Origin of the sequence: Winogradskyella sp. SM1960, from assembly GCF_020179375.1 — a bacterium.
GTDB classification, from domain to species: domain Bacteria; phylum Bacteroidota; class Bacteroidia; order Flavobacteriales; family Flavobacteriaceae; genus Winogradskyella; species Winogradskyella marina.
The window spans coordinates 692,863-718,109 of the sequence record NZ_JAICBG010000001.1 but is presented as its reverse complement, the minus strand read 5'-3'; the positions used below and the strand labels follow the sequence as shown (position 1 = coordinate 718,109).

25 protein-coding genes are annotated in these 25,247 nt (G+C 33.4%); 5 read left to right on the top strand and 20 right to left on the bottom strand.

Translation table 11 applies throughout. The annotated features are described in order from the left end of the window. The first annotated feature begins 9 nt into the window (after window positions 1-9). Both K1X16_RS03270 and K1X16_RS03265 read left to right on the top strand, forming a co-directional pair. Complete coding sequence (locus K1X16_RS03270; RefSeq protein ID WP_195869724.1) at window positions 10-300, top strand: twin-arginine translocase TatA/TatE family subunit; 291 nt, start codon at window positions 10-12, stop codon at window positions 298-300. A 116-nt stretch (window positions 301-416) separates the two neighbouring features. Then, the gene (locus K1X16_RS03265) at window positions 417-1,916 is read left to right on the top strand and encodes a S8 family peptidase (RefSeq protein WP_225035017.1); all 1,500 of its coding nucleotides are present in this window, start codon (window positions 417-419) and stop codon (window positions 1,914-1,916) included. Window positions 1,917-2,037: 121 nt separating this feature from the next. On the opposite strand, the gene K1X16_RS03260 is transcribed toward K1X16_RS03265, so the two are convergent. The 11 genes from K1X16_RS03260 to kynU form a co-directional block, all read right to left on the bottom strand. Beyond that, window positions 2,038-2,235, bottom strand: coding sequence for a hypothetical protein (locus tag K1X16_RS03260; RefSeq protein ID WP_225035016.1), 198 nt, complete (start codon window positions 2,233-2,235; stop codon window positions 2,038-2,040). A gap of 202 nt (window positions 2,236-2,437) precedes the next feature. Further along, entirely contained in the window at window positions 2,438-3,079 is a 642-nt protein-coding gene (locus tag K1X16_RS03255; protein WP_195869719.1) for an O-methyltransferase, read from the bottom strand. Window positions 3,080-3,115: 36 nt separating this feature from the next. Beyond that, window positions 3,116-4,201, bottom strand: coding sequence for an amidohydrolase family protein (locus tag K1X16_RS03250; RefSeq protein WP_195869718.1), 1,086 nt, complete (start codon window positions 4,199-4,201; stop codon window positions 3,116-3,118). Between the two features lie 101 nt (window positions 4,202-4,302). Next, window positions 4,303-4,839: a 3-hydroxyanthranilate 3,4-dioxygenase gene (locus tag K1X16_RS03245; RefSeq protein ID WP_195869717.1), complete on the bottom strand. Its 537-nt coding sequence runs from the start codon at window positions 4,837-4,839 to the stop codon at window positions 4,303-4,305. Between the two features lie 28 nt (window positions 4,840-4,867). Then, on the bottom strand, window positions 4,868-5,650 hold the full coding sequence (locus K1X16_RS03240; RefSeq protein WP_195869716.1) for an SDR family oxidoreductase: 783 nt from the start codon (window positions 5,648-5,650) through the stop codon (window positions 4,868-4,870). A 39-nt stretch (window positions 5,651-5,689) separates the two neighbouring features. After that, entirely contained in the window at window positions 5,690-6,007 is a 318-nt protein-coding gene (locus K1X16_RS03235) for a GIY-YIG nuclease family protein (RefSeq protein ID WP_195869715.1), read from the bottom strand. 68 nt (window positions 6,008-6,075) lie between these two features. Next, the gene (locus K1X16_RS03230; RefSeq protein ID WP_225035015.1) at window positions 6,076-7,515 is read right to left on the bottom strand and encodes an aldehyde dehydrogenase; all 1,440 of its coding nucleotides are present in this window, start codon (window positions 7,513-7,515) and stop codon (window positions 6,076-6,078) included. Then, window positions 7,516-8,151, bottom strand: a complete 636-nt coding sequence (locus tag K1X16_RS03225; RefSeq protein ID WP_225035014.1) for a hypothetical protein — start codon at window positions 8,149-8,151, stop codon at window positions 7,516-7,518. 1 nt (window position 8,152) lies between these two features. Then, window positions 8,153-8,581 (bottom strand): RidA family protein, encoded by a 429-nt coding sequence (locus tag K1X16_RS03220; RefSeq protein WP_225035013.1) that lies wholly within the window; start codon window positions 8,579-8,581, stop codon window positions 8,153-8,155. A gap of 370 nt (window positions 8,582-8,951) precedes the next feature. Next, window positions 8,952-10,349 carry an FAD-dependent oxidoreductase gene (locus tag K1X16_RS03215; protein WP_225035012.1) on the bottom strand — a complete coding sequence of 466 codons (1,398 nt, stop codon included), beginning with the start codon at window positions 10,347-10,349 and terminating at the stop codon, window positions 8,952-8,954. Between the two features lie 393 nt (window positions 10,350-10,742). Next, window positions 10,743-12,017 (bottom strand): kynureninase, encoded by a 1,275-nt coding sequence (kynU, locus tag K1X16_RS03210; protein WP_225035011.1) that lies wholly within the window; start codon window positions 12,015-12,017, stop codon window positions 10,743-10,745. Window positions 12,018-12,180: 163 nt separating this feature from the next. On the opposite strand from kynU, the gene K1X16_RS03205 reads away from it, so the two are divergent. Continuing rightward, window positions 12,181-13,569: a sensor histidine kinase gene (locus K1X16_RS03205; RefSeq protein WP_225035010.1), complete on the top strand. Its 1,389-nt coding sequence runs from the start codon at window positions 12,181-12,183 to the stop codon at window positions 13,567-13,569. A 135-nt stretch (window positions 13,570-13,704) separates the two neighbouring features. Here the strand turns inward: K1X16_RS03205 and K1X16_RS03200 are convergent, their stop codons facing one another. Then, window positions 13,705-14,403, bottom strand: a complete 699-nt coding sequence (locus K1X16_RS03200; RefSeq protein ID WP_225035009.1) for a hypothetical protein — start codon at window positions 14,401-14,403, stop codon at window positions 13,705-13,707. A gap of 42 nt (window positions 14,404-14,445) precedes the next feature. On the opposite strand from K1X16_RS03200, the gene K1X16_RS03195 reads away from it, so the two are divergent. Next, complete coding sequence (locus K1X16_RS03195; protein WP_225035008.1) at window positions 14,446-15,246, top strand: class I SAM-dependent methyltransferase; 801 nt, start codon at window positions 14,446-14,448, stop codon at window positions 15,244-15,246. Window positions 15,247-15,295: 49 nt separating this feature from the next. Here K1X16_RS03195 and msrA read toward each other — a convergent pair whose 3' ends face one another. The 3 genes from msrA to K1X16_RS03180 all read right to left on the bottom strand — a co-directional run bounded on the left by msrA (window position 15,296) and on the right by K1X16_RS03180 (window position 18,011). Beyond that, window positions 15,296-15,958, bottom strand: coding sequence for a peptide-methionine (S)-S-oxide reductase MsrA (msrA, locus tag K1X16_RS03190; protein WP_195869707.1), 663 nt, complete (start codon window positions 15,956-15,958; stop codon window positions 15,296-15,298). 170 nt (window positions 15,959-16,128) lie between these two features. After that, complete coding sequence (locus K1X16_RS03185; RefSeq protein ID WP_195869706.1) at window positions 16,129-16,914, bottom strand: zinc ribbon domain-containing protein; 786 nt, start codon at window positions 16,912-16,914, stop codon at window positions 16,129-16,131. A 2-nt stretch (window positions 16,915-16,916) separates the two neighbouring features. Further along, the gene (locus K1X16_RS03180) at window positions 16,917-18,011 is read right to left on the bottom strand and encodes a Nif3-like dinuclear metal center hexameric protein (protein WP_225035007.1); all 1,095 of its coding nucleotides are present in this window, start codon (window positions 18,009-18,011) and stop codon (window positions 16,917-16,919) included. Between the two features lie 40 nt (window positions 18,012-18,051). On the opposite strand from K1X16_RS03180, the gene lpxK reads away from it, so the two are divergent. After that, the gene (gene lpxK, locus K1X16_RS03175) at window positions 18,052-19,050 is read left to right on the top strand and encodes a tetraacyldisaccharide 4'-kinase (RefSeq protein ID WP_225035006.1); all 999 of its coding nucleotides are present in this window, start codon (window positions 18,052-18,054) and stop codon (window positions 19,048-19,050) included. Here the strand turns inward: lpxK and K1X16_RS03170 are convergent. The 5 genes from K1X16_RS03170 to K1X16_RS03150 all read right to left on the bottom strand — a co-directional run bounded on the left by K1X16_RS03170 (window position 19,043) and on the right by K1X16_RS03150 (window position 25,243). After that, a complete protein-coding gene (locus K1X16_RS03170; RefSeq protein ID WP_195869703.1) occupies window positions 19,043-21,283 on the bottom strand; it encodes an ATP-binding protein in 2,241 nt (746 codons plus the stop codon). The genes lpxK and K1X16_RS03170 overlap by 8 nt on opposite strands. 30 nt (window positions 21,284-21,313) lie before the next feature. After that, window positions 21,314-22,330: a type I glyceraldehyde-3-phosphate dehydrogenase gene (gene gap / locus K1X16_RS03165; protein WP_225035005.1), complete on the bottom strand. Its 1,017-nt coding sequence runs from the start codon at window positions 22,328-22,330 to the stop codon at window positions 21,314-21,316. Then, window positions 22,330-23,202, bottom strand: coding sequence for a lipoyl synthase (lipA, locus tag K1X16_RS03160; RefSeq protein WP_195869701.1), 873 nt, complete (start codon window positions 23,200-23,202; stop codon window positions 22,330-22,332). The genes gap and lipA overlap by 1 nt, the downstream gene beginning before the upstream one ends. A gap of 392 nt (window positions 23,203-23,594) precedes the next feature. Continuing rightward, a complete protein-coding gene (locus K1X16_RS03155) occupies window positions 23,595-24,140 on the bottom strand; it encodes an RNA polymerase sigma factor (RefSeq protein WP_195869700.1) in 546 nt (181 codons plus the stop codon). After that, the gene (locus K1X16_RS03150) at window positions 24,131-25,243 is read right to left on the bottom strand and encodes a glycosyltransferase (protein ID WP_225035004.1); all 1,113 of its coding nucleotides are present in this window, start codon (window positions 25,241-25,243) and stop codon (window positions 24,131-24,133) included. The genes K1X16_RS03155 and K1X16_RS03150 overlap by 10 nt, the downstream gene beginning before the upstream one ends. Window positions 25,244-25,247 lie beyond the last annotated feature (4 nt).

The following is a 25,247-nucleotide window of genomic DNA, read 5'->3' as shown; positions in this document are numbered from 1 at the left end:
ATTTGCAACGTGATACATCAACAAACAATATTATTCATTGGAGGTGCCGAAATAATGGTAATACTATTAATAGTGGTATTAGTATTTGGTGCAGATAAACTTCCGGAGATAGCACGAGGCTTGGGTAAAGGTATGCGTCAAATAAGAGATGCGTCTAATGATATTAAGCAAGAAGTGACTAAAAGTGCAAAGGAGAATAACATCATAGATAAGGATGTTACAAAGAATGTGAAGGAAGAGATCGATAAAATTAAGGATGATCTTGAAGACTTTACAGGTTCCTTAAAACGAAACAAATAATTGTATATTTCATAAAATAGTATTCTAATTTTTGTTATTAGTACAATTTAACCTATCAATTAGTGTGATTTATTTAATATATTTAGAGAAATGATTAAATCTCTAAATTTTATTATATGAAAAAAATGTACACATTGGTAGTGCTTGTAATGGCAATTACCATAGCGTCTTGTTCTAAAGATGCTATTATTGAATCTGAAACTGAAGCAGTTCAATTCTCAAAAGACCCTTTAACCGTTGAGCAAATAAACCAACGTATTAGCGAAAGCATTAGAACCACAGGTGATTTTGATTGGAATAAAGAAGATGCTCATTTTTTATGGAGCGCATTAACTTATGGCCAAAATGTACTTACTGTTGGTTATGGAGAAGAAGGTCAGAGTTTTAGTGAAGAAGGAGATACTGATCTTGAAAGTAAAAAAAACAGTTTAATCGCTACGATTCTTAATGAAGAACAAGTTGCTAAAGAAGATTTTAAACTGAAGGAAGATGATATTCTAACCGTGTTTGATGCAGAAGTTACAAAGCTCGAAACCATTATTGCTTTAAGAGAAAGTGAGTATGTTAGGTATTTAGAGCCAAATGGCTATAATCAATATACTGATGTGCAACAAAAATCGAGTTCTGGCTGTGATACAAGTGGAGATTCAATTAATTCAGCACACTATTCTACCATTGCACCTAATAATGCTCAAGTATCATGGCATTTTGATGAGCATAACATTCGTGATGCATGGAATATTTCAACAGGTTCTGGTGTTACCATTGGATTAATTGATACTGGTGTTTCAAAGTCACAAACACTATTAAATTCAGTAGGGATTAATGATGGCTATTCATCAGGACGATTTGTTCAAAAATATGGCACCTTTATAGATTCCAATTGGTGGTGGTCTAGTAATTACGACGGTCCACATGATAAATGTGGTCATGGAACAGCAATGGGTTCTACTATGGCAGCACCTAGAAATGATAACGGAATGCCAGTAGGTGTAGCTTATAATTCCAACTTAGTGGCTTATAGAGCTACGGAAGATGTACTTTTAAATGATTATCATGAGCGAAAAGGTGTTTCTCAAGCCTTGAAAGATTTAGGTAATAGAAGTGATGTAAAAATAATTTCTATGTCAATAGGATATGTGTGGTCTATTGGTAATGTTAAAGATGCCGTGAGATACGCTTACAGTAAAGGTAAATTAATTTTTGCCGCAGGAGGAACTTCTACAAGTTTCACCAATGGTTATGGTGTTATTTTTCCAGCTACGATGAGTGAAACTGTAGCAGTCACTGGTGTTAATGATGGAAGTAATTATGAGCGTTGTGATACGTGTCATAGCGGAAGTAAAATAGATTTTACAATTATCATGGAAGGAGATAATAACACAAGTAAAGCTCCACCAGTATTGGGCTTTTATGATGGACAGCGTCGCTACACAGGCGGATCTTCAGTAGCAACAGCAACAACAGCAGGTATAGCCGCTTTAATATGGTCTAAATATCCAAGTTGGAGTAGAACACAAGTGCTTAATAGACTAAAGCAGTCTTCTGAGTTTTATCCTAACAAAAATAGCAGCTTCGGTTATGGAAATATTGATGCTTTAGAAGCTGTACAGTAATAGTTGTTAAATTTATTTAAACAAAAAACCTCTTCAATTTGAAGAGGTTTTTTTGTTAGGATACCGAAGATTTAAATATGTTAAGGTAGTAATTTACAATAGGTTGTTCTATAAGTTCTTTTTATTCATATTCATAATGGAATATTATGGCTTCTGCATTGGCGATGTCTTTTTCGGTAATTAATGCTTTACAACATTGAGCTAAATCAAGATCACTTTTAAAAACAGATCCTATTCTTAGTCTAAAAATATTTAAAGGTGTCTTGTCACCTAATAAATAGCAATTAATACAGTCGGTTCTATTTCCAATGAATGACAATTTTCTAAAAAACTCCTTTCAATAGCATTTATTTGTATTCTATTTTTAAAGTAGTGTTGAAGGATGAATCGTTTTTCTAACGTAATCATTGAGTTAGTGAAAAAATCTTCGTTGTCTTATATTGACAAAGCGAAATCCAATGGTTAAGGTTAGTATTAATTATTAGATCTGTGGTTCTTAAAGCGGTTTTAAACCTGCGAGTTTATATTTTTCTGCTAATTGTTAAGCCATCTCTTATCGGAAGAAGAACGGTTTCAATACGCTCATCATTTTTAAGAAGCGTATTATAATCTAAAACAGCTTTGGTCGATTTATCCTTCTTATCTAAAGGTTCTACAACTTTTCCATGCCATAAAACATTATCAGAAAGAATAACACCACCTGTATTTAGTTTATCTATTATTAGATGATAATAATTTGAATAGTTAGGTTTATCAGCGTCAATGAATATTAAATCAAAAGTTTCGTCTAATTGTGGAATAATATCTAGTGCACTGCCTGTGTGCTGAATTATCTGATGTCCATAGTCAGATTTATCAAAATAGTTTCTCTGAAAATCAACCAATTCTTCATTAATATCTATGGTGTGAAGCGTTCCGTTTTCTTGAAGCCCTTCAGCTAAACATAATGTAGCGTAACCCGTAAATGTGCCTAATTCTAAAATGGTTTTTGGTCTAATTAGCTTAGAAATCATACTCAAAATACGACCTTGATATGGACCACTAAGCATAATAGGTTGTAACACTTTCTGGTAGGTTTCTCTTGTGAGTTGTTGTAGTAGTTTGGGTTCTTGTTCAGAATGATCAACTACATATTTATCTAAGTTTTCGGGTAAGAAATGCATAGCGTATAAATTAAAAGTATAAGACTAAAGAAAGCGTTAAGATAAAATTCTATCTACTAATTTCTTTTTAGCAGCGTCATCATCTCCACATAACCATTGTATAACATTATCTTCCCAAATAGCATCACTTTCTGTTTCAGTTATAATTTTTCTATCTATCGCTAAATCTAAAATTTTTCCAGGATATGAGGACTGCTTTTCACTTTCCATTTCACCTAATGGATAAGGATCATCTAATCCCATTAAGACTTGTTTAGAGCCTTGGTTTCTAATTAAGAGTTCTAAGCCACCAGTATCATGTACTAAAGTATCAAAGAATATATTTTTATGACCAACGGCTTTTCTTGGGTGACTCTTACCTTCAAATAAATCTGGTCGTCCATCAAAGCCTTGGATGCGTCTTCCTAAATTAATTTGTGCCAATTGTCCACCATGAGCAAAACAAGTTCTCATATTTGGATATTTATCTTGGTAACCATTTAAAGTTAAAAAGTGATACGCATCTCCACATTGTGCTAACATCCAAATTAAGTGAAAACGCCAAGACGTGTTTTCTAATTTTATAAACTTCTCGCCATCATAAGGATGGATTTCTACAGCCAAATTATATTTGTTCGCCATCTCAAAAATGGGTTCATTTTCTTCATCAAAAATGCAACGCCAAGTACCTATGGAATCCATGTAATGCGTTGGTAAACACAATAATTGCATGCCTAAAACTTCTACGCAACGCTCAATTTCCCAACAAGCACTTCTTACAAATCCTGGATGAACTACAAAACCACAGGTAAATTTACTCGGATGATTATGTTGCACTTTGGCATTAAAATCATTCTGAAAGCGCAAGGCTTGCTTCATTTCTTCAACCCTTAAACCATTGCCATAAAGTTGAGATAAATTTAGAACAACAGCATGGTCTAGCTTGTTGCGTTCCATCCATTCTAACTTTTCATCTAAGAAAAAACTAGAATCTGTAATAGGACGATTCCAATCCTTTTGAAGCATGAATTTTCGGTCTTTATCTACCCAAAAAATACCTTTATCTTGCATAAACTGAGGTATTTCTTCAGGATAGGGAAGAAGGTGTGAGTGACCGTTGATTCTTAATTTACGTTTTGTCATATTTTATATGTCAAGCTGAGCGCAGTCAAAGCATCTCAGAATTTTTATTCATTTAACTTATTTACAAAGATAAAGTGTCTTCTTATTAATTCAGAATTGTATTATTCTTCCAATTGCACCTTCTTAGGTGGCTCCATTACAGTGCCACAATTAGGACATTCTCGTTTGGCTTTATCTCCATAATATTTATCGAATATTACAGGCATATCAGTTTCAATGTTTTCTACTGTAAAGTCTTCTTCGTAAAGTTTTGTGGTACAATTTTCACAAAACCAAAGTAACGCATCTTGTACACCTTTGTCTCTAGGGTATTCAATAACTAAGCCGACAGTATTAGCTCCACGCTGTGGTGAATGCGGCACTTTTGGAGGTAATAGAAAAATTTCACCTTCTTTAATTTGAATATCTTTAGGTTCACCATTGTCTATGATTTTAAGTACCATATCACCTTCAATTTGATGAAAAAACTCTGGTGTTTCGTTATAGTGATAATCTTTTCTATTGTTTGGGCCACCGACGACCATTACAATAAAATCACCATCTTTCCATACCACTTTATTACCAACAGGTGGTTTTAGTAAATGACGATTGTCTTCGATCCAGGCTTTAAAATTTATGGGAGGATATATTTTGCTCATGGTTATATTATTGCTTTTTGTCATAAAGTTACAAAGATTTTGTCCGTCCGCCATCTACAGGCAAATTAATACCATTAATATAAGCAGCGCGCTCACTTGCCAAAAAGGTTATAGCGTCTGCTAATTCTTCTGGCTTCGCAAAGCGTTTTGCAGGAACAGTACTTTTCATAGCATCCGCAGATTCTTCCTCTGTTTTACCTGATTTAGCCGATTTGTTTTTTATGATTTCAGACAGTCGGTCTGTTCCTGTAGCTCCAGGTAAAACGTTGTTTACCGTAATACCAAATTGACCAAGCTCATTAGCCAAAGTTTTACTCCAATTGGCAACGGCTCCTCTAATGGTGTTACTCACACCAAGACCATCTAAAGGTTGCTTTACAGACGTTGAAATCACATTCACAAGTCGTCCATAACCTTCTTCCTTCATAAAAGGAACAACCGTTTGTGCTAATACATGATTGCATTTTAAATGTTGTGTAAAAGCCGATTCAAATTCTTCAACTTCAGCTGAAAAAATAGGGCCACCTTTTGGACCACCTGTATTATTCACTAAGATGTGAAAACCATGATGTTTAGAAATATAGTCTGAAACCTTTGACTTCAATTCCATTGGATTCGAAAAATCAGCCACAATATAATCATGTGGTCGTTGCTGAGGTAATTCTGAAAGTGTCGCTTTTAGCTTGTCTTCGTTTCTTGCAATTAGTGTGATTTGTACACCTTCTGCAGCTAATGCCATTGCAGTTGCTTTTCCTATGCCTGCTGTGCTTCCACAGACTAGTGCGTATTTGTTGTTTAATTCTAGATTCATAATATTTGTTTTGTCTGGTCGAGCGCAGTCGAGACCTACTTAGTTTTCAGGATTATAATTTGAATGTGTTGCATTTCTACATTCTGATAAAATTTGTAACAAATCAAATTCTCCATTGGCTAAGGCATATTTCTTTTTTGCACTCCACTTTTTTATCTTCTTTTCAAAGTATATTGCTTGTTCAATATCGTTAAATTCTTGGTGAAATATTAGTTTTAAAGGTCTTCTTTTAAAAGTGAAACAATTTTTATTTAGACCTTTTTGATGCTCTTCAAATCGTCTAGAAATATTATTTGTAACACCTGTATAAGTTAAATTGTCTGAACACTGAAGTATATAAACATAATAGAGTTTCATAATAAAATTTGAATTTCATAAATAGGTCTCGACTGCGCTCGACCAGACAATATTCAACTATTTATCTGTCAGTATTTTATACAAACATTCTTAGCCTCCGTAAAAAATCGTAAGGCTTCAAATCCACCTTCTCTACCAACACCTGACGCTTTTACACCTCCAAAAGGGGTTCGTAAATCGCGCATCATCCACGTATTTACCCAAATAATGCCTGCTTGTAATTGGTTGCTTAACTTCATGGTGCGTTTTAAATTGTTGGTCCATAAGGTAGCTGATAAACCGTATTTCACTTTGTTTGCCATTTCTAAAACCTCGTCTTCTGTGTTGAACGGCATAATCGTAACCACAGGTCCAAAAATTTCTTCTTGGTTGACTCTACAGTCGTCAGACTCTACTTCGATAACCGTTGGTTCTAAATAATAACCGTTTTCAAATCCTGCAACAGTAACATCATTGCCTCCACATAGTACAATTCCATTTTCTGCTTTTGCAATGTTGATATAATTTTTTACTTTTTCAAGATGTGGTTTTGAAACTAAAGCTCCAATATTAGTATCAGCTTCAGATGGATGACCAACTTTTAAAGCTTGTACTTTTTGAACAAAGTCTTTTTTGAATTTTTCATAAATAGAAGCTTCCACAAAAATTCGACTTCCACATAAACAAATCTGTCCTTGATTGGCAAACGATGAACGAACCGTTGTAGTTAACATATCATCATAATCGCAATCGGCGAAAATGATGTTTGGGTTTTTTCCACCTAATTCTAGTGATAATTTTTTAAATAGTGGCGCAGCGACTTTGGCAATGTGTGCTCCTGTTGCTGTGCCTCCTGTAAAAGAAATGGCTTTAATATCTGGATGTTCAATAATCGCTTGACCTGTTGAGGTTCCAAGTCCATGAACAATATTAAGTACTCCTTTTGGTAAACCGGCTTCATTACAAATTTCGCCTAATAAATAAGCTGTCATTGGTGTGACTTCACTTGGTTTTGCAACCACACAATTTCCTGCGGCTAAAGCTGGAGCTATTTTCCATGTGAATAAATAAAGCGGCAAGTTCCAAGGACTGATACAGCCAACAACACCAATGGGTTGACGTAAGGTATAATTAATGGCTTGTTGTCCAACAGAATCATGACTTTCACTTGCAAATTGGGTAATCGCATTTCCGAAAAAACGGAAGTTACTTGCGGCTCTAGGAATATCAACAGCTTTTGCTAATGAAATAGGTTTGCCGTTGTCTTTACTTTCGGCTTTTGCAAAACGGTCTAAATTAGCTTCTAGTAATTCTGAAATTTTAATTAGAATCCTACTACGTTCTTCGAGCGTTGTTTTGCTCCATGTTGGAAATGCAGTTTTTGCAGCATTGTATGCATTTTCAACATCTTCTTTTGATGAGTTTGGAATTTGTCCGTAGATTTCTCCGTCTGAAGGGTTGTAGTTATCTATCCAATTGTCTTGAATTGGGTTATGGGAGTTTCCGTTTATGTAGTTTTGAATGTTCATTTATAATGCATCACAATGAGAAATCAATAAAATACTATCATTAGTAAGTTCCTCTCTTTTTTTCTTCAGAAAGTTGTTGAGCTCATCTTGGTTTTTGATTAGATCGATACTTAAGTCTCCTATTTTTTTTGAAATTTCGGTTTTATATTTTTCGAGATTAGAATCTGAATTCCAACTTAATAAAATCAAACTACAATTTTCTGCATATCGCTCATTATAAATAGAAACAGAATTCGGCTGTTTAATTTTTAATAAATTATATTCTTCATTAGAAAGTTCAAATATTCGTTCTGTAGCACCAAAATCTAAATAATCATTTATTCTTATTCGAGAATAATTAGTGAGATTTATCGTTTTTTTAAATTCGGTTTTAGTGAAGTCAAGAGAAAGTCCATCAATTAATACAGTAGAAATTGAAGAATATAAAGTTACTGTGTCCTTTTCTATAAATTCCTTAAACTTTGTATCACTGAGGTAGGTTTGTTCAATATTATTATATGTGTAATGATAAAGGTATCCATAAATTGTATCTCCAGAATTTGAGACCAAAGTTAGATTAAAGCGATATGCATTTCCAGCATCAGCAAAAGAAACTAATGATATTAATAAGAAAATAGACAACGCAATCTGTTTCATTTTACGATTTTTTATAAGCCATAACCTTTATCTCAACAACCAAATCTGGATGCGGTAATTGATGCACAGCAACGGTTGTTCGGGTTGGACCTGTTTCTTTTTCAAAGAATTCTGCGTAAGCTTTGTTGTAATCTGCAAAGTCATTCATGTTCACTAAAAAAGAGGTGACATCAACGACATCTTTTAAGGTAGCTCCAACTTTGGCTAAATTCTTTTCTATGTTTTTTAAGACTTCTTGCGTTTGGGTATATGCGTTTAAACGTTTTGTTCCCATCTCATCAATGATATCTACACCTGCAATTGTGTTGTCTGCGCGTCGAGAACTTGTTCCTGAAACGAAGATAAAATCTCCGACTTGTTTTACGTGTGGATATGCGCCTCTTGGTGTTACTCCTGTTCCTTTGGAAGTGGGTTTTGTATTGTTACTCATAATTTTGTGTTATCCGTCATTGTGAATCACGTTTTTTTTTTTTTTTTTCGTGATGTGGCAATCTGCTTATTTTCTTATTTTGTTCATTTGCCTTGATGCAAACGAACCAAAAATCACGATCAATCTGAGGAAATTCCTTCGGAACATTCGCTTTCGGAATTCCGTGCTTGAAGCTTCGCTTCGCATCTACATTCCTTCGCTCTTTATTTCTGCAGATTGATGTTCAATTCTTTGAATTGATTTGGGACATTAACTTTTATTAAATTTTGTTTTCTTCCCTAGTTGTTTTTAATTTTTCAGCTAACAGCTAACAGCTAACAGCTAACAGCTAACAGCTAACAGCTAACAGCTAACAGCTAACAGCTAACAGCTAAAGTCCCGCAATCCTATCATCTTCTAAAATCGCCTCAGTTTCTCTGATTACTTTTTCTAAAATCTCTTTTAAATCATCTTTGGATGAGATTATTTTATCGGTCAGCATGTTTAAAATAGCTTTGTCTTGTGCTCTACCCTTTAACATGGCATGTCTGTAGCCTATGTTTTCATTAAAGGTAACTAAACTATATTTTGAGGAATAGTTATCTGGGAATTCTTTTTCTAAAGCCATTTCAATTTTTCGTTTTTCTTGAAAAATCGGATTCGCCACATGACCTTTCATTTCATGGAAATTATCAATTGCTAAATCGGCAATAGCATCTGTATCTTTTTTCCTGTTTTTCTCGTAGGCTTTAAATGTTTCTTCCCAACTGTTCAGATTTTGGTCAAGAACCTTATCAAATTCTACAACATCTTCAAAAGAGGCATTCATACCTTGACCATAAAACGGTACAATGGCGTGTGCAGAATCTCCCATTAATAAGGTGTTTCCTTTGTAATGCCATGGCGAACACTTTACGGTTCCTAAGGCAGCGGTTGGGTTAGCGAAAAAGTCATCCACTAAATTGGGCATAATTGCTAAAGCATCTGGGAATTCTTTTTGGAAAAATTCAGTTACCACTTCAGGTGTGGTTAAATTATTGAAATTGTATTCTCCTTTATCATAACTTAAAAATAAAGTGACTGTAAAACTACCATCTAAATTTGGTAAGGCAATCAACATAAAACTACTTCTTGGCCAAATATGCAAAGCATTCTTGTAGGTTTTGTAATCGCCAGTTTCAGTGGGTAAAAAGGACAATTCCTTATAACCATGACTTAAATAATCTTGTGAAAAACTGAATAGGAATTTTTGACCTAAATAATAACTCTTTCGTAACGCTGAACCTGCTCCATCAGTTGCGATAATGACGTCTGCATCCTCTACAAATTCAGCTTTTGTGTTGTAATCTTTGAATAGAGCTGTGGTTTTTTCAAAATCAACGGATTGACATTTTTTGTTGAAATGAATGGTAACATTGTCGTGTTTTTCAGCTTCGTTTAATAGTAAACTGTTGAGTTCGCCTCTCGATATAGAATTGATGTATTCGTAATCTCTTCCGCTGTAATTAGATAGAATGGTGTTGCCTTCTTTGTCATGCAACATCCTACCATTCATTGGAATGCAGAGTGCCTTTACTTTGTCTTCTATGCCAACGAGTTTCATGGCTTTGTTGCCGCGATCTGAAAAGGCTAAATTTATAGATCGACCAGCTGATATGTCTGTGGTTCTTAAATCTGGACGCATTTCGTAAACGGTTACGTTGTAGCCTCTTTGTCCTAGTCGTAGTGCTAAAAGGCTTCCGCAAAGTCCTGCTCCTATGATTAGTATGTTTTGTTGTTTATTACTCATTCTATTTTTCTTGCTGTCACATTGAGCGCAGTCGAAGTGCTCTCAACGTTATGTTTTATGTTTGTTCATTTTGCCTTGATGCAAAACGAACCAAAAGATCACAATCAATCTGAGGAAATTCCTTCGGAACATTCACTTTCAAAGCTACATGCTTGAAGCTTCGCTTCGCAGTTACGCTTTTCGCTCATTATTTCTGCAGATTGATGTTCAATTCTATGAATTGATTTGGGATTTGAATGTTGAATTCCTTTTTTCTTCAATCCTAAATTAATTCTTTTTTTACAAATTTATTAGACTTTTATAATCTTGGTGATTGGTTTTTGTTTTCATTTTTGTCTGGTCGAGCGCAGTCGAGATTGAATTAAAACCTCTCGACTGTGCACGGAATGATATTTAGTTTTTATTCAAAATAGTTTTCATCTTTTCAACCATCATATACACATCTTCAAATGAATTATACAAAGGAACTGGTGCGCATCTAATGACATCTGGTTCTCGCCAATCGCTAATGACTCCGGCTTCGGTTAATTTATCATGTAAGGATTTGTCAGCATTCAAAACTTGAATTGATAGCTGACAACCACGTTCATCAGGACTTTCTGGTGTGATGATTCTAATGGTACCTTCTCCTAACTGTTTTAATAAAAATTCGAAATAACCAGTAAGCTTTTTTGATTTGTTAGTTAGCTTTTCAATACCTACTTCATTGAACATATCTAATGAGGCTTTAATTGCAGCCATGGATAAAATTGGTGGGTTACTGAGTTGCCAGCCTTCGGCACCAGGTAACACATCAAATTCATGCCGCATATTAAAACGTGTAGATTTATTATGACTCCACCAACCTGTAAATCGGTTGAGGTTTTTATCGTAAGCATGTCTTTCGTGAACAAAACAACCGGATAAACTTCCTGGTCCTGAATTCATATACTTATACGTACACCAAACTGCAAAATCGGCTCCCGAATTGTGTAAATCTAAATTCACGTTTCCTGCTCCATGTGCACAATCAAACCCTACTTTACAACCATAATTATGACCTAAATCAGTAATGCGTTTAAAATCGAAAAACTGGCCAGTATAGTAATTCACGCCTCCAACCATTATAAGCGCAATCTCATTTCCGTGTGCTTCTAGGATTTTTTCTAAATCTTCGTAACGTAATAACTCTTCGTCTTCTCTAGGTTTCCAAAGGATTAAACCTTCTTTATCATCATAACCGTGATGTCTTAATTGCGATTCTACAGCATACTTATCAGAAGGAAAGGCATCACTTTCAATTAAAATTTTATAACGTTCCTTGGTCGGTTTATAAAACGAGGCCATCATAAAATGAAGATTGGCCGTTAAGGAATTCATTGTTACAACTTCAATCGGTTTTGCACCAACTAATTTCGCGGTTGCTTCTGTAAGAAATTCATGATAAGGCAACCAAGGATTTTTGGCATCCGTATGACCTTCAACACCAAGTTTTGCCCAATCTTCTAATTCTTGATTGATGTATGCTTTGGTTGATTTTGGTTGCAATCCAAGTGAATTTCCACAGAGGTAAATAAGGTCGTTTCCATCGGTGTCTTTTGGAATGTGAAACTGATTTCTGTACTGAGATAATTCGTCTATTTCGTCTTGTTGTTTTGCGTAATCAAGACCATGTTTGTAGTTGGACAAAGTAAGATGTTTTTCGGATTGTAACAAAAATAGCATAATTAAATGATATTTTAATTATGTATCTAAGCTGTCATTTTAATATAATTAATTCAGAAGAAATAATTGGTATAATTGATTTTTTCTGAGTAGATTTATTGTAATCAATCAACCGAACAAATTATATATGCTGAAGAACCTTTGGTATTCATATCATCACTGGTATATTAAATACAGTCACTTCTCTAAAGAAGAAGGACAAGATGAATTATCATATTTCAGAAATAAACTATTTGTTTCTATATTGATCATCTTGTTGCCGATAGGTGTTTTTTCCTATATTTCTACTGCGATAACTGTTATAATTTTAGAAAAATGGTTTGTGTTTTATTTAGATACAGTTGCTATCGCTGTAATTTGTTTTCTGTTTTTTAATAATAAACTCAGTATTAACACTAAGAAAACCCTGTTTTCTATAAACTTATTTATACTAGCATTTGCATTAACTGCTTCTATTGGATTAAAAAGTAGTAGTGGACTCCTGTTATTTATGGTTTGTGTTTTAGTTACGCTGTACAGTGGTAAGAAAGCGGGTATGTTTACGGTGTTGGTTTCGAGTATTTGCTATGCGTTAATTCTTGTCTTCCATTATTTTAAAATTTTTGAATTTCCCATATTTAAAGATGAACTATTTAATGTATTATTAATTGTATTTATAAATAATATCCTATTTATTTTAGGGACTGTTTTTTCGGTTTCATTTTTAATAGACCATTTGCATAACGCACTTTTAAAAGAACACCAATTACAGGAAGAACTTTTGGAAAAGCATAAAAATGTAGTTCTTGCTAAAGAGCGAGCAGAGGAATCCGATCAATTAAAATCTGCTTTTTTAACCAATATGAGCCATGAAATTAGAACACCAATGTATGGTATTTTGGGTAGTGCGGAACTTTTAAAAGAATATCATAAACAAGATGAGGAATACCAAGAGTATGTTAAAGTAATTGAAGGTAGTGGTAATGAGTTACTCGATGTTATTACAGACATTTTAAACATATCTAAAATTGAAACGGGTCTAATGACCGTTAAAAACACCGTGTTTAATGTTAATGATATTATTGAAGGTTTGTATAAAGTGTTTTTACATGAAGCAGAATTAAAGAACGTTCAATTTAATTTGAATAATCAAATTCCGAAAAAAGAACAACTCATAAAGTCAGATAGAGAAAAACTTACTGCTGTACTTAAGCATTTAATAGAAAATGCCATAAAATATACTTCAAAAGGCGATAGTATTTTACTTTACTGCAATGTAAATTCTAATACGTCTCAAATAGAGTTTTTAATAAAAGACACGGGTGTAGGAATTCCGGAAGATAAAAAAGAAACTATTTTTAATCCTTTTTATCAAGTAGATGTTGGTAACAGAGAAGCACTTCATGGATCTGGTATTGGATTGTCTATTTCAAAAGCGTATGTTGAAATGTTAGGTGGACGTTTAGTTTTAGAAAGTGAAATAGGTGTTGGGACCTCTTTTAGGTTTTACATTTCAAATACCTCTGAAAATAATTAAACTAAAAAAACACTTTAACAGAATAGCTAAAGTGTTTTGTATATATAGACGCCCTAAGGCGGAAAATGTAAGCTATACGTATCAAAGTGAAACTCTGTACGTGAATCTTACATTATAGGTTACGAAAATACGGTCTTATTTCTGGTCGTCCAAAGTAATCTTAACATCTGTAAAATTTAGATTCCAATTACCACCTTCCATTTTATGGTTTGTAGCTATTTTAATACCGTTGTAATCGTTGTAGTTTTCAAACGTTGTGCTTAGTGATGGTTCTTCAGAGTTTCCTTTTCTATAAGCCCATTCTCGGATTATATAATCGTCGTCGTAATATATGTCATAAGCATCGCCAGGAGTATAACCTCCTTTCTGAGGATATGTTAACGTTATTAATTTTAGGGTTTTATTATAAATTGGGGATGTTACAAATTTTGGTTCTGATATCGTTGCTGTTGAATCCCATACCAGTTGAAAGGGTACAAGTAGCCAGAATTTATCATTAATAAATGCCTTATCAGTACTGATGTAACTGCTGTCTATTTTATGTCTAACATATGCAATGGGTGTTTCACTAGTTGACATTTTTACTTTATTTTCTTTAGGATTCCATGTCCATGAACGACCTTTTCCTTGAACAGAATCTCTATTTACTTGAAAGGTGAATTTTACTTCAGAGACATTTTGCCATTGTTCAAAACCATGTGCGTTGGCAATTTTTTCTGCGATAGATAATTCTTTAAACTCTTCTTTATGGTTTTCTTTTGACGTTTTTTGTTGGTCAGATTTACAATTTGAAACAAGAAGTAAACAAATGAGACTAAGATATATTGATTTCATATTAAAAAAGTTATAGTAATTTGCAGGCTAAATTAACCAACCATGAAAGACAAGCCTAACTATTTTGAAGTTAATAGAGCTACTTGGAACAAAAAAGTAGCCATACATGCACAAAGTGATATGTATAATTTAGAGGCTTTTAAAAAGGGAGAAACATCATTGATGCCTTATGAATTGAAGGCTTTAGGTGATGTAAAAGGTAAATCGTTACTGCATTTACAATGTCATTTTGGTCAAGATACACTGAGTTGGAGTAGAATGGGAGCAAAGTGTGTAGGTGTAGATTTAAGTGATGAAGGTGTAAAATTAGCCCAACAATTAAATAAAGAATTACAGCTTGATGCTGAGTTTGTGTGTTGTAATGTTTTAGATACTTCAGAACATATTAAGGAAACGTTCGATATTGTATTTACAAGTTACGGAACCATTGGTTGGTTACCTGATTTAAAACCTTGGGCAAAAATGATTGCTGAACGTTTAAAAGTTGGTGGGATGTTTTATATTGTAGAATTTCACCCTATCGCTTGGATGTTTGATTATACAAATGGCAAAGCCGAAATGAAATATCATTACAGTCAAGATGAGGTGATTTATGAGGAATATGAAGGGACTTATGCTAATCAAACTTCAAAAATGGTGAGTAAGGAATACGGTTGGAATCATGGATTAAGCGACGTTGTTAATGCTCTAATTGAAGCCGGATTACAAATCGATTACCTCAATGAATATGATGAAAGTCCATATGATGTGTTTCCAGATTTAATAAGAACGGAAGCAGGAATGTATACCATGAAGAATCAATTGTTTCCAATGATTTTTGAGTTGAAGGCAATAAAATTATAAAAACAAACCTGTCAAGTTTTAAAAACCTGATAGGGCTATTACGGTTATATTAATGCTTCTCATCATCCTTTAACAATTCAGGAAATTTAGCTTTAAATCGGTTTAGCCTTGGAATAGATACATTTCTAATGTAACCATTATTGGGGTTTCTACGCTCATAATTTTGATGGTAATCTTCACCAACCCAAAACTTTTGAAATGGATATACTTCAGCAGCAATAGTTGCATCTAAACTTTTAGATAGTGCTGCTTTTTTTTCTTCAATGATTTTCTTTTGTTCCTCGTTTTGATAAAAGATAATAGAACGATATTGTGAGCCATGATCTGGACCTTGACCGTTAACTTGAGTTGGGTTTTGAGATCCAAAATACACATCGACTAAGGTCGAAAAACTAACCACTTCAGGGTCGTAAATAATTTCGACAGCTTCGGCATGCCCTGTTCGTCCTGTGTTGCTTTGTTCGTAGGTTGGGTTTTCTGTAAATCCACCTGCATATCCTGAAATAGATTCTTCAACACCTTTCACGCTTTCGTAAATGGCTTCAACACACCAAAAACAACCACTTGCAAAATATGCTCTGGCTTTGCCATCTTTTAATGGAACTACAACAGGTTCTGCATCAATAACAGCTTGTTGTTTAGGATTTGTTTGTGCTTGGTTATGGCAATTGAATAATACAGTAAGTGCAATTATGCTGAGCAATTTTTTCATTTATGTTGAGTTTGTTTCAGGATCTTATTCATTACAACCCTGAGTTGATTTTTCTTTTTTTTAATAGTCGTAATAAGATACAAATCCTTAAAGCCAACTATTCTAAAATTAACATAAATAAAAAAAGCCCTTGCAAATGCAAAGGCTTAGATATATTATGTATTGAATGCTTATTTACTAAGTTTAGTAAATAATTTATTCATTTTTACTTTTTCTTCTTCTGCTAAATCAGCATCTACAAGAATACGACCACTATGTTCGTCAGTAATTACTTTTTTACGAGAAGCAATTTCTACTTGTATTTGAGGTGGAATCGTAAAGAAAGAACCACCAGAAGCACCACGCTCAATAGCAACAACAGCTAAACCATTTTTAACGTTGTTTCTAATTCTGAGGTATGCTTTAACTAAACGGTCATCAATTTTCTTTTGATACTTTTCAGATTCGTTGTTAAGAGCTTCTTCTTCTTTTTCAGTTTCCTTTAAGATTTCGTTAAGCTCACCTTTTTTGTGCTTTAAGTGTGCAGTACGATCTTTTAAACGCTCTTTAGTTTCAGAAATAACTTCTTTTTTCTGCTCTATCTGAACTTTAAATTCTTTAATGTGCTTTTCTGCCAATTGAATTTCTAACTCTTGAAATTCAACTTCTTTAGTTAGTGAGTTGTATTCTCTGTTATTTCTAACATTTTTCTGCTGCTCACTATATTTTTTGATTAAAGTCTTAGCTTCTTCGATTAAGTTTTTCTTAGCCTTAATCTCTTCATCAATAATAGTTAGGCTATCATTTAGCTTATCCATTCTTAAGTTAAGCCCTTCAACTTCGTCTTCTAAATCTCTAACTTCTAATGGAAGTTCTCCTCTGACATTTCTTATTTCGTCTACTCTAGAGTCAATTAATTGTAAATCATATAGTGTTCTTAATCGCTCTTCAACAGAAACTTCAGCTTTTTTTGCCATAATTATAAATACTTTATCGGATTTGTATTTGTCTTTGATAAAATGATTGCAAAATTAGTGATTTTTTTTGAGAGATAGTCTACTAAAAACGATTTTGTGAACTGTTCGCTTTCATAATGTCCAATATCTGCCAAAATAAGGTCGTTTTCGGCTCTAAAAAAATCATGATATTTTAAGTCGGCTGTGACTAAAATATCAGCATTGGCCGCTTTTGCAGCCGAAATAGCAAAACTACCTGAGCCACCTAAAACCGCAATGCGTTTAATCGGTTTATTTAATGATTTTGAATACCTAATACAATCTGTATTCATTTTGTTTTTTATAAAATTAAGACAATCCTCTGTATTCATAGCGTCATTTAGCTCGCCAATCATACCTATACCGATATGTTGATTGGTGTTTTCTAAGGTCGAAATTTCATAAGCAACTTCTTCATATGGATGTGCTTCAAAAAGCGCTTGTAATAGGTTTGGTTCTAAATGTTTTTTGAAAGTTACAGAAATGGCGACTTCTTTTTCAGTATGTAACTCACCTTTTTTACCAATAACAGGATTAGAATTTTCATTTCCTAAGTAAGTACCTTCTCCTTCAACATTAAAACTACACGATTCGTAATTGCCAATATTTCCTGCTCCAGCATTAAACAAGGCCGTTCTTAAGGCTTCTGCATTTACTTTTGGAACATAGGTTTGTAATTTTTTAATGGTACCAGATTGTGGTATGAGAATCTTTTTATTCGTTAATCCTAATTGATCACATATAATAGAATTAACCCCTTGAAACGCATTGTCTAAAGCCGTATGAATAGAAAATATAGCAATATTATGTTGAATCGCTTTTATAACCACACGCTCTACATATGTTTTTCCGGTTAATTTTTTTAAGCCTGAAAAGATAATAGGGTGGAAGCTTACAATAAGATTGCAATTAGTCTCAATAGCTTCATCAACAACAGCTTCGAGTGTATCTAATGTCACAAGAATACCTGAGACCTCTTGATTTTTATCTCCAACTAAAAGTCCGACATTGTCAAAATCTTCAGCATAAGCTAAAGGTGCTAAGTTGTGCAAGTGATTAATTACGTCTTGTATAATCATAAGTGTATATTTGTTTCAAAAATAATATAATTTAGTAACCGTGAAGATTATCCGCATCATATTGTTTCCTATTGTGCCAATTTATTACCTAATCACTAGGTTACGTAATTGGTTGTACGATGTTGGAGTAAAACCGTCTCAGTCTTATGATTTTCCTGTGATTTGCGTTGGAAACCTTAGTACAGGTGGAACGGGAAAAACACCAATGATAGAGTATTTAATTCGCTTGTTAAAAGACGAGAAATCACTGGCCACATTAAGCAGAGGTTATAAGCGTAAAACGAATGGTTTTATTTTAGCAGACGACAAGGCAAATGCAGATACTATTGGCGACGAACCTTTTCAGTTTCATAGAAAATTTAATGACCTTACTGTTGCTGTTGATGCAGATAGGCAAAATGGTATTGCAGAACTTATGACCTTAGATGATCAGCCCGATGTTATTTTATTGGATGATGCTTTTCAACACAGAAAAGTAAAGGCAGGATTCAATATTCTGTTAACCGCATATAACAACCTTTATTATAAAGATATTGTGTTGCCATCGGGTAATTTAAGAGAGCCAAGGTCTGGTGCAAACCGCGCAGATTTAATTGTGGTCACAAAGTGTCATAAAGATATTTCGGATGCAGAAAAGTTAAAAATTGCTTCAAAGTTAAGCCTTAAAGATAATCAGGAAGTATTTTTTAGTTATGTTGATTATGCGAAAAATGTAGTATCAGAATCAGCTGCTTTAGAGCTAAGTACACTACCAAAATTTACTTTAGTTACAGGAATAGCTAATGCACAACCATTGGTTCGTTTTTTAGTAGAAAAAGGCTTAAAGTTTGATCATTTGGAATTTGGTGATCATTATAATTTTAGAGCGTCTGATATTGAAAAATTGAATTCAAAATCATTGATAATTACAACTGAAAAAGATTATGTAAGATTAAGCAGTTATGGAAGTTTAAAAGATAAGTTGTTCTTTTTACCTATTGAATTAAAAATAGATAATGCGGCACAATTTAATGCAGCCGTTAAAGCGTTTGTTAACTAAAGAAACTAGAGACTATCTTTTCTCCAGAAAGTGCTGCGTGCAATTTGTCTTCAAAATCTTCTTGCTTGAATGGTTTAGAAATAATATCGTCAAAACCAGCGTCACCAAACTCATGCATTTTATCTTCTAACGTTACAGCTGTTAGGGCAAATATGGTGAGTTCTTTATCGAAAGTTCTAATGATTTTTGTGGCTTCTAATCCACTTATACCTGGCATATGAATATCCATTAAAACGACATCGTATGTTGTGTTCTGCACTTGTTCAACTGCAGCTTCACCATTGTCTACAACGTCACAATAAAGATCCATTTTATTCAGAATCTTCTTAGTAATCATTTGATTGATTTTGTTGTCTTCTACAATGAGAATCTTAACCTTGCTTAAATCCAATCCTTCCATCTTATTTGCTTTATTAACTTCTTCTACTTCGGTTTTGTCGACCACTTCATCATACTCTAAAGGAATTTCAAAATAGAATGTTGTGCCTTTACCAAGCTCACTCTTTAAATGAATTGTTCCTTTAAGGATTTGAATTAGTCCTTTTACAATAGATAAACCTAAACCAGTACCTCCATACTTTCTGTTAATCTGTACAGAACCTTGAGAGAAACTCTCAAACATGTGGTCTTGTTTTTCTTTTGTAATACCTATGCCATTATCTTCAATTTCGAAGCGTAGCTTGTACATGTTGTCTTTTAGATCAACTTTACAAGCTCTCACCCAGATGTCTCCATCTTTTGTGAATTTAATAGCATTTCCAAGTAGGTTAATTAAGATTTGGGAAATTTTTAATTGGTCACCAACAAATGTTTCTGGTAACCCTTTTTCATATTCTAAATGAATATTAGTATTCTGATCCTTAGCAGAATTGCTAAGTGCCGAGATAACATTTTCTAATTTGTTTTTAAGATTAAAATGTTCTGGATCAATTTCAACTTTATTGGCTTCAATTTTATTAATTTGAAGAATATCGTTGATAAAGGTTAATAGGTAATCTCCAGAAAACTTTAAGGATTTTAAGTGTGGCACTTGATGTTCTTTTGGATCTTCATCCAATAACATATTAGTAAGTCCTGTTACAGCATACAACGGTGTACGCAACTCATGTGTAACGGTAGATAAGAAGTTAGCTTTTGTTTTAGAGGCTAATTCTGCTTTTTCTTTTGCAACAATAAGTTCATCATTTTTTTTGTGAAGCATAGTGTTGGTGTTCAACCTAATATTATTGTTTTTATACAGCGATAAGGTTAACAACGATAAAATTGTTATTAATGCAATACTTAATATTGTAGTTATTCTGGTAAATGCACTTTCTGCACTTACTTCGTCTATTTGTGCTTTTAATTGCGCATTTTCGGCATCCTTGTAATTGCTGATAGATTCACCAGATATACTTGTTGTTATATTTTCTCGTTTTACATTTAGTATAGAGTCTGATAAATGAATATGCTTTTTAATGTACTCATGAGCACTTTTATAGCTTCCATTTTGTTCGTGAATATCACTTAAGGTTACAAAGGCTTCATTTATATTTTCTATTAACTTTTGTGACTGTGCAATAGTTAAACCTTCTTCGGTTTGTGCTAAAGCTATTTTTGTATTATGAAGTGCACTATATACTTTTCCGCTTTGAATCAAAGCACTACTCAGACGACGCTTTTGGTCGTACTTCTTAGCTATGATTATGGTTCTTTCGAGCTTTGATTTAGCATCTTCATAATTTTTTTGTGCAATAAGAGCTTTAGCTTCGTTCAGTGTAACTTCTGAGACATATTCTTCTAAATCTACTTGCTCAAAAAGGTTTCTTGCCGATTTGAAATACACTAAAGCTTTGTCGTATTCTTGTTTTGTACTTAAAATGACGCCTTTTATATTATAGGTAATGGCGAGATTGCCATAATCATCAATTTCGCGTTGAATTTTTATTGCTTTACTAAGAGAAATCGTAGCTTGATCTTCCTCTCCAACTAAAAACTGAACTTTGGCGATTTTGGTATGCGTTTTACCTTGGCTAGATTTATCGTCAATTGTTACTGCAATATCTAATGCTTTTACAAGGTTGTCTTTAGCACTATAATACTTGCCTCGATCACTGTCTAATTTTGCTTGATTTATATGTTCATTAAGCCTCAAAGACAGAATGTCCTCATCTTCTACACTGGCTTCTTGTGCAAAAATAAGACTACAAAAACATGCTAAAAAAACAAATATGTAATATTTGATCTGGGACATTCAGCTCACTTTAGGTTTGAACAAATATAATTATTTATTCGATAAAAGTGATTGTTTGTTCGATAAATCGCAAATTAAATCTAAAATTCTTGAACTATAACCAGTTTCATTATCGTACCAACCGACTATTTTTACCATGTTTCCTATAACAGAAGTCATTTGCGCATCAAAGATACATGAGCTTGGGTTTCCAACAATATCTATAGATACAATTGGGTCTTCGGTATATTCAATAATTCCTTTTAGGCCATTATTGGCTGCATTTTTAAATATTTCGTTAACTTTTTTAATCGTTGTTGGTTGTTCAACATTTATTGTAATGTCTGTTAATGAGCCGTTTGCAACAGGAACTCTAATACCACAACCACCTATAACATCAGATAAATCAGGAAATATTTTTGTCAATGCTTTTGCTGCTCCTGTTGTAGTTGGCACAATAGATTGTCCTGCAGCTCTTGCACGTCTTAAATCTTTATGAGGTTGATCGTGCAGACTTTGATCTGTTGTGTAAGAATGAATAGTTGTTATGTAGGCTTGTTTAATGCCAAGATGTTCTTTTATTAATGCAATCATTGGTGCTGCATTATTAGTTGTACAAGAAGCGTTTGACAATATGGTTTCTGTACCATCTATAGTTTGATCGTTAACGCCTAATACAATAGTTTTAATATCGTCTTCTAACGCTGGAACTGATAAAATAACGCGTTTGACTCCATTTGTAATATGGTGTTGAAGTTCTGCTTTGGTTTTGAACTTTCCTGTGGATTCTATTACAAAATCGGGTTGTACTTGCGACCAATTAATATTTTTGGGATGTGATTCTCCATATAGAGGAATGGGGTCTCCATTAACAATTAAATGATGTTCGTCGAAAGAAATGGTGTCTGTTAAAACGCCATGAATACTATCATATTTTAATAAATGACTTAAAGTTCTGGTATCAGCCAAATCATTTATTCCAACGACACGAATTTGTGGATGCTTTAAAGCTAGTCTAAATACACGTCGGCCAATTCTGCCAAATCCGTTTATGGCTATAGTTATCATTAGTTAATATGTTTTTGTGCTTTGTACGAAGATCTAACTAATGCACTACTTTCTACATGTCTAAAGCCTAGTTCTAAACCAATAGCTTTATATTCATCAAACTGATCAGGGTTTATAAATTGCTTTACAGGTAAGTGCTTTTTACTCGGTTGTAAATACTGACCAATCGTAACAACGTCGACATCATGAGCTCTTAAATCGTGAAGGGTTTGAATGACCTCTTCGCGCTCTTCTCCCAAACCCAACATAATGCCAGATTTAGTTCTGCGTTGCCCTTGTGCTTTTAAGTATTTTAAAACGCCTAGACTACGATCGTACTTTGCTTGTATTCTCACCTCTCGGGTTAATCTTCTTACGGTTTCAATATTATGAGATACTACTTCTGGCGCCACATCAATAATACGGTCAATGTGTTTTTCAACACCTTGAAAATCTGGAATAAGTGTTTCAAGCGTGGTTTCAGGATTCATCCGTCTTACAGCTTTTACGGTTTCTGCCCACATAATGCTTCCCATGTCTTTTAAGTCATCTCTATCAACACTGGTTAAAACAGCATGTTTAATTTGCATTAGTTTTATGGACCGAGCCACTTTTTCTGGTTCATCCCAATCAACTGTTTCTGGTCGACCTGTTTTTACACCACAAAATCCACAAGAACGTGTACATACATTTCCTAAAATCATAAACGTAGCTGTACCTTCTCCCCAGCATTCTCCCATATTAGGACAACTTCCCGACGTACAAATTGTATTTAATTTATACTTGTCTACTAAGGTTCTAAGTTCTGTATATTTTTTGCCTGTAGGTAATTTTACTCTTAACCATTTTGGCTTTCTTTCTGGTAAAATATTTGAAGCAACTTTCGTTTCCATGCAATTATCAATTTCAAGTCACAAAGATACAAAGTAAATAATAAAGATAGGGTATTGAATTGAGAGATGCCAGATGCTAAAGCCACTGATAAAAATGATTTTTAGCCTGGATAGAATATGAAGTTTTAAATGAGGTCTCTAGCTTTTTGGGGTGTATTTACTAGAAATTAATGTATAGTTGATTATGGCAAAAAAGGTGTTGTAGAAATAAATCGATAGTCGCAATGTTAATTAATAAACCCATTTACGGAGCAAATGCCAAATAGAATATATGGTACGGATTGTTAAAATTAAAATCTGCTCTAACTCTTGTAAATTCTACTAAGTACGAAACACCAATTACAACAGCGGCAAATAATAAACGGAGACCTAGTTTTTGAAAGTTGAAGACATTAGCTTTTAACTATAATTTCGGCTAATAATTTCTTGGCTCTCAAAAGTTTTACTTTCACGTTGTTAATGGGCTCGTTAAGCTCAATAGATATTTCTTTGTAACTCAATTCTTGAAAATACCGTAAATTAATAATTTCCTGATAATGTGGTTTTAATTTTTTGATGTCACGTAAAAGATTTGCAAGGTTTTGCTCAGTGATAATCTTATCTTCAGGTGTAGGTGAATTGTCAACAATATCTAAATAACGGTATTCGTTGTCCTTAGAGGTGTTGTTAATTGTGTTTTTCTGTTTTCTAACTAGATCAATATGAATATTTTTTGAAATAGTAATCAGCCATGTTTTAAACTTATAAGCGTCATTATAGGTGTCAATCTTATCGAATGCTTTAGAAAATGTCTGTATGGTAATGTCTTCAGCATCATTTTCATTCATGGTACGTTTAAGTTGAAACGCATAAACATCACTCCAATATGTGTCTAGCAAAAAATTGAATGCTATTTGATTATTGTTTTTCGCTTTATTTATGGCTTCTTTTACTTCCAATGCTTTGGCTTAGATATCAGATTAGCTATAAAGATACTTAATTGTGTAGTAATGAGAAATAATTCTAAAATTGGCATAAATAGAATGAGGTCTGATTCTTTAAACTTTTTTGCGGTAAACCCAAAGCATAACCATTGAATTATAAAGCGTAAACTAATTAATGCAACAATCCAAGGCCATGAAAACCCTATAATTAGTAAAGAACTACCTAAAATCCAAAATAGTAAATTGGTAATATAAAATAGCCCTAATAAATATTGATGCTTTAATTTGTAAAATTTAGCGGTACTAATATGTCTTCGTTTTTGAAGAATCCATGCTTTAAAAGATGTTTTCGGCTCTGAAATTGTAAAACTGTCATTTGTAAAACAAATTGATGTGTTAGACGCATTTGCGACTTCATTTATAAATAAATCATCATCACCAGATTTGATAGACATATGGTTGTTAAAACCATTATTATTGAAAAACAACTCTTTTCTATAAGCCATATTACGACCAACTCCCATATATGGTATTCCCATTTTGGTATAGGAGAAATACTGTAAGGCTGTCATTACAGTTTCAAATCTTATAAGCTTATTTAAGATTGAAAACTTCTTTTTAGAATAAGCTCCATAACCTAAAACAATAGAATTTTCATTTGAAAAATGACTGCTTATTTGTGCCAACCATTGATCAGAATTCGGTGAACAATCGGCATCTGTAAATACTAAAAAATCATGTTTAGAAGCTTTTATGCCTAAAGTAAGTGCGTATTTTTTATTTCCCCAAAAAGCTTCATTAGATTTTACATCAACAAGTTTAATGTTGGTGTTTTCCGCATCAAAAGATTTCATTGTTTCTAATGTATCGTCGTACGAACTATCGTTGACTAAAACAATTTCGAAATTTGAATAAGCTTGGCTTAATATGGACGGAATATTTTTCTTTAGATTCTCAGATTCATTTTTAGCACAGATAATTATAGATATTGGGATGTGCTTTTTTAGTCGTGTTTCGGCACGTTTAATACTAAAAGAAAATAGAAAACTAAGGTAATATGTTATTTGAATACTAACAACTGCAATAAATGCATAAAATAGTATTGAGGGAAATACCATTAAT

What these genes read in the sequence shown, in the direction of transcription:
- lipA (WP_195869701.1), bottom strand. Translation starts at nt 23,202, where the DNA reads ATGGAAACGAAAGTTGCTTCAAATATTTTACCAGAAAGAAAGCCAAAA.
- K1X16_RS03195 (WP_225035008.1), top strand. Translation starts at nt 14,446, where the DNA reads ATGAAAGACAAGCCTAACTATTTTGAAGTTAATAGAGCTACTTGGAAC.
- K1X16_RS03200 (WP_225035009.1), bottom strand. Translation starts at nt 14,403, where the DNA reads ATGAAATCAATATATCTTAGTCTCATTTGTTTACTTCTTGTTTCAAAT.
- K1X16_RS03250 (WP_195869718.1), bottom strand. Translation starts at nt 4,201, where the DNA reads ATGACAAAACGTAAATTAAGAATCAACGGTCACTCACACCTTCTTCCC.
- K1X16_RS03240 (WP_195869716.1), bottom strand. Translation starts at nt 5,650, where the DNA reads ATGAATCTAGAATTAAACAACAAATACGCACTAGTCTGTGGAAGCACA.
- K1X16_RS03150 (WP_225035004.1), bottom strand. Translation starts at nt 25,243, where the DNA reads ATGGTATTTCCCTCAATACTATTTTATGCATTTATTGCAGTTGTTAGT.
- K1X16_RS03215 (WP_225035012.1), bottom strand. Translation starts at nt 10,349, where the DNA reads ATGAGTAATAAACAACAAAACATACTAATCATAGGAGCAGGACTTTGC.
- K1X16_RS03180 (WP_225035007.1), bottom strand. Translation starts at nt 18,011, where the DNA reads ATGATTATACAAGACGTAATTAATCACTTGCACAACTTAGCACCTTTA.
- K1X16_RS03235 (WP_195869715.1), bottom strand. Translation starts at nt 6,007, where the DNA reads ATGAAACTCTATTATGTTTATATACTTCAGTGTTCAGACAATTTAACT.
- K1X16_RS03230 (WP_225035015.1), bottom strand. Translation starts at nt 7,515, where the DNA reads ATGAACATTCAAAACTACATAAACGGAAACTCCCATAACCCAATTCAA.
- K1X16_RS03205 (WP_225035010.1), top strand. Translation starts at nt 12,181, where the DNA reads ATGCTGAAGAACCTTTGGTATTCATATCATCACTGGTATATTAAATAC.
- K1X16_RS03245 (WP_195869717.1), bottom strand. Translation starts at nt 4,839, where the DNA reads ATGAGCAAAATATATCCTCCCATAAATTTTAAAGCCTGGATCGAAGAC.
- K1X16_RS03170 (WP_195869703.1), bottom strand. Translation starts at nt 21,283, where the DNA reads ATGTCCCAGATCAAATATTACATATTTGTTTTTTTAGCATGTTTTTGT.
- msrA (WP_195869707.1), bottom strand. Translation starts at nt 15,958, where the DNA reads ATGAAAAAATTGCTCAGCATAATTGCACTTACTGTATTATTCAATTGC.
- gap (WP_225035005.1), bottom strand. Translation starts at nt 22,330, where the DNA reads ATGATAACTATAGCCATAAACGGATTTGGCAGAATTGGCCGACGTGTA.
- K1X16_RS03225 (WP_225035014.1), bottom strand. Translation starts at nt 8,151, where the DNA reads ATGAAACAGATTGCGTTGTCTATTTTCTTATTAATATCATTAGTTTCT.
- K1X16_RS03265 (WP_225035017.1), top strand. Translation starts at nt 417, where the DNA reads ATGAAAAAAATGTACACATTGGTAGTGCTTGTAATGGCAATTACCATA.
- K1X16_RS03220 (WP_225035013.1), bottom strand. Translation starts at nt 8,581, where the DNA reads ATGAGTAACAATACAAAACCCACTTCCAAAGGAACAGGAGTAACACCA.
- K1X16_RS03255 (WP_195869719.1), bottom strand. Translation starts at nt 3,079, where the DNA reads ATGCATTTCTTACCCGAAAACTTAGATAAATATGTAGTTGATCATTCT.
- K1X16_RS03185 (WP_195869706.1), bottom strand. Translation starts at nt 16,914, where the DNA reads ATGGCAAAAAAAGCTGAAGTTTCTGTTGAAGAGCGATTAAGAACACTA.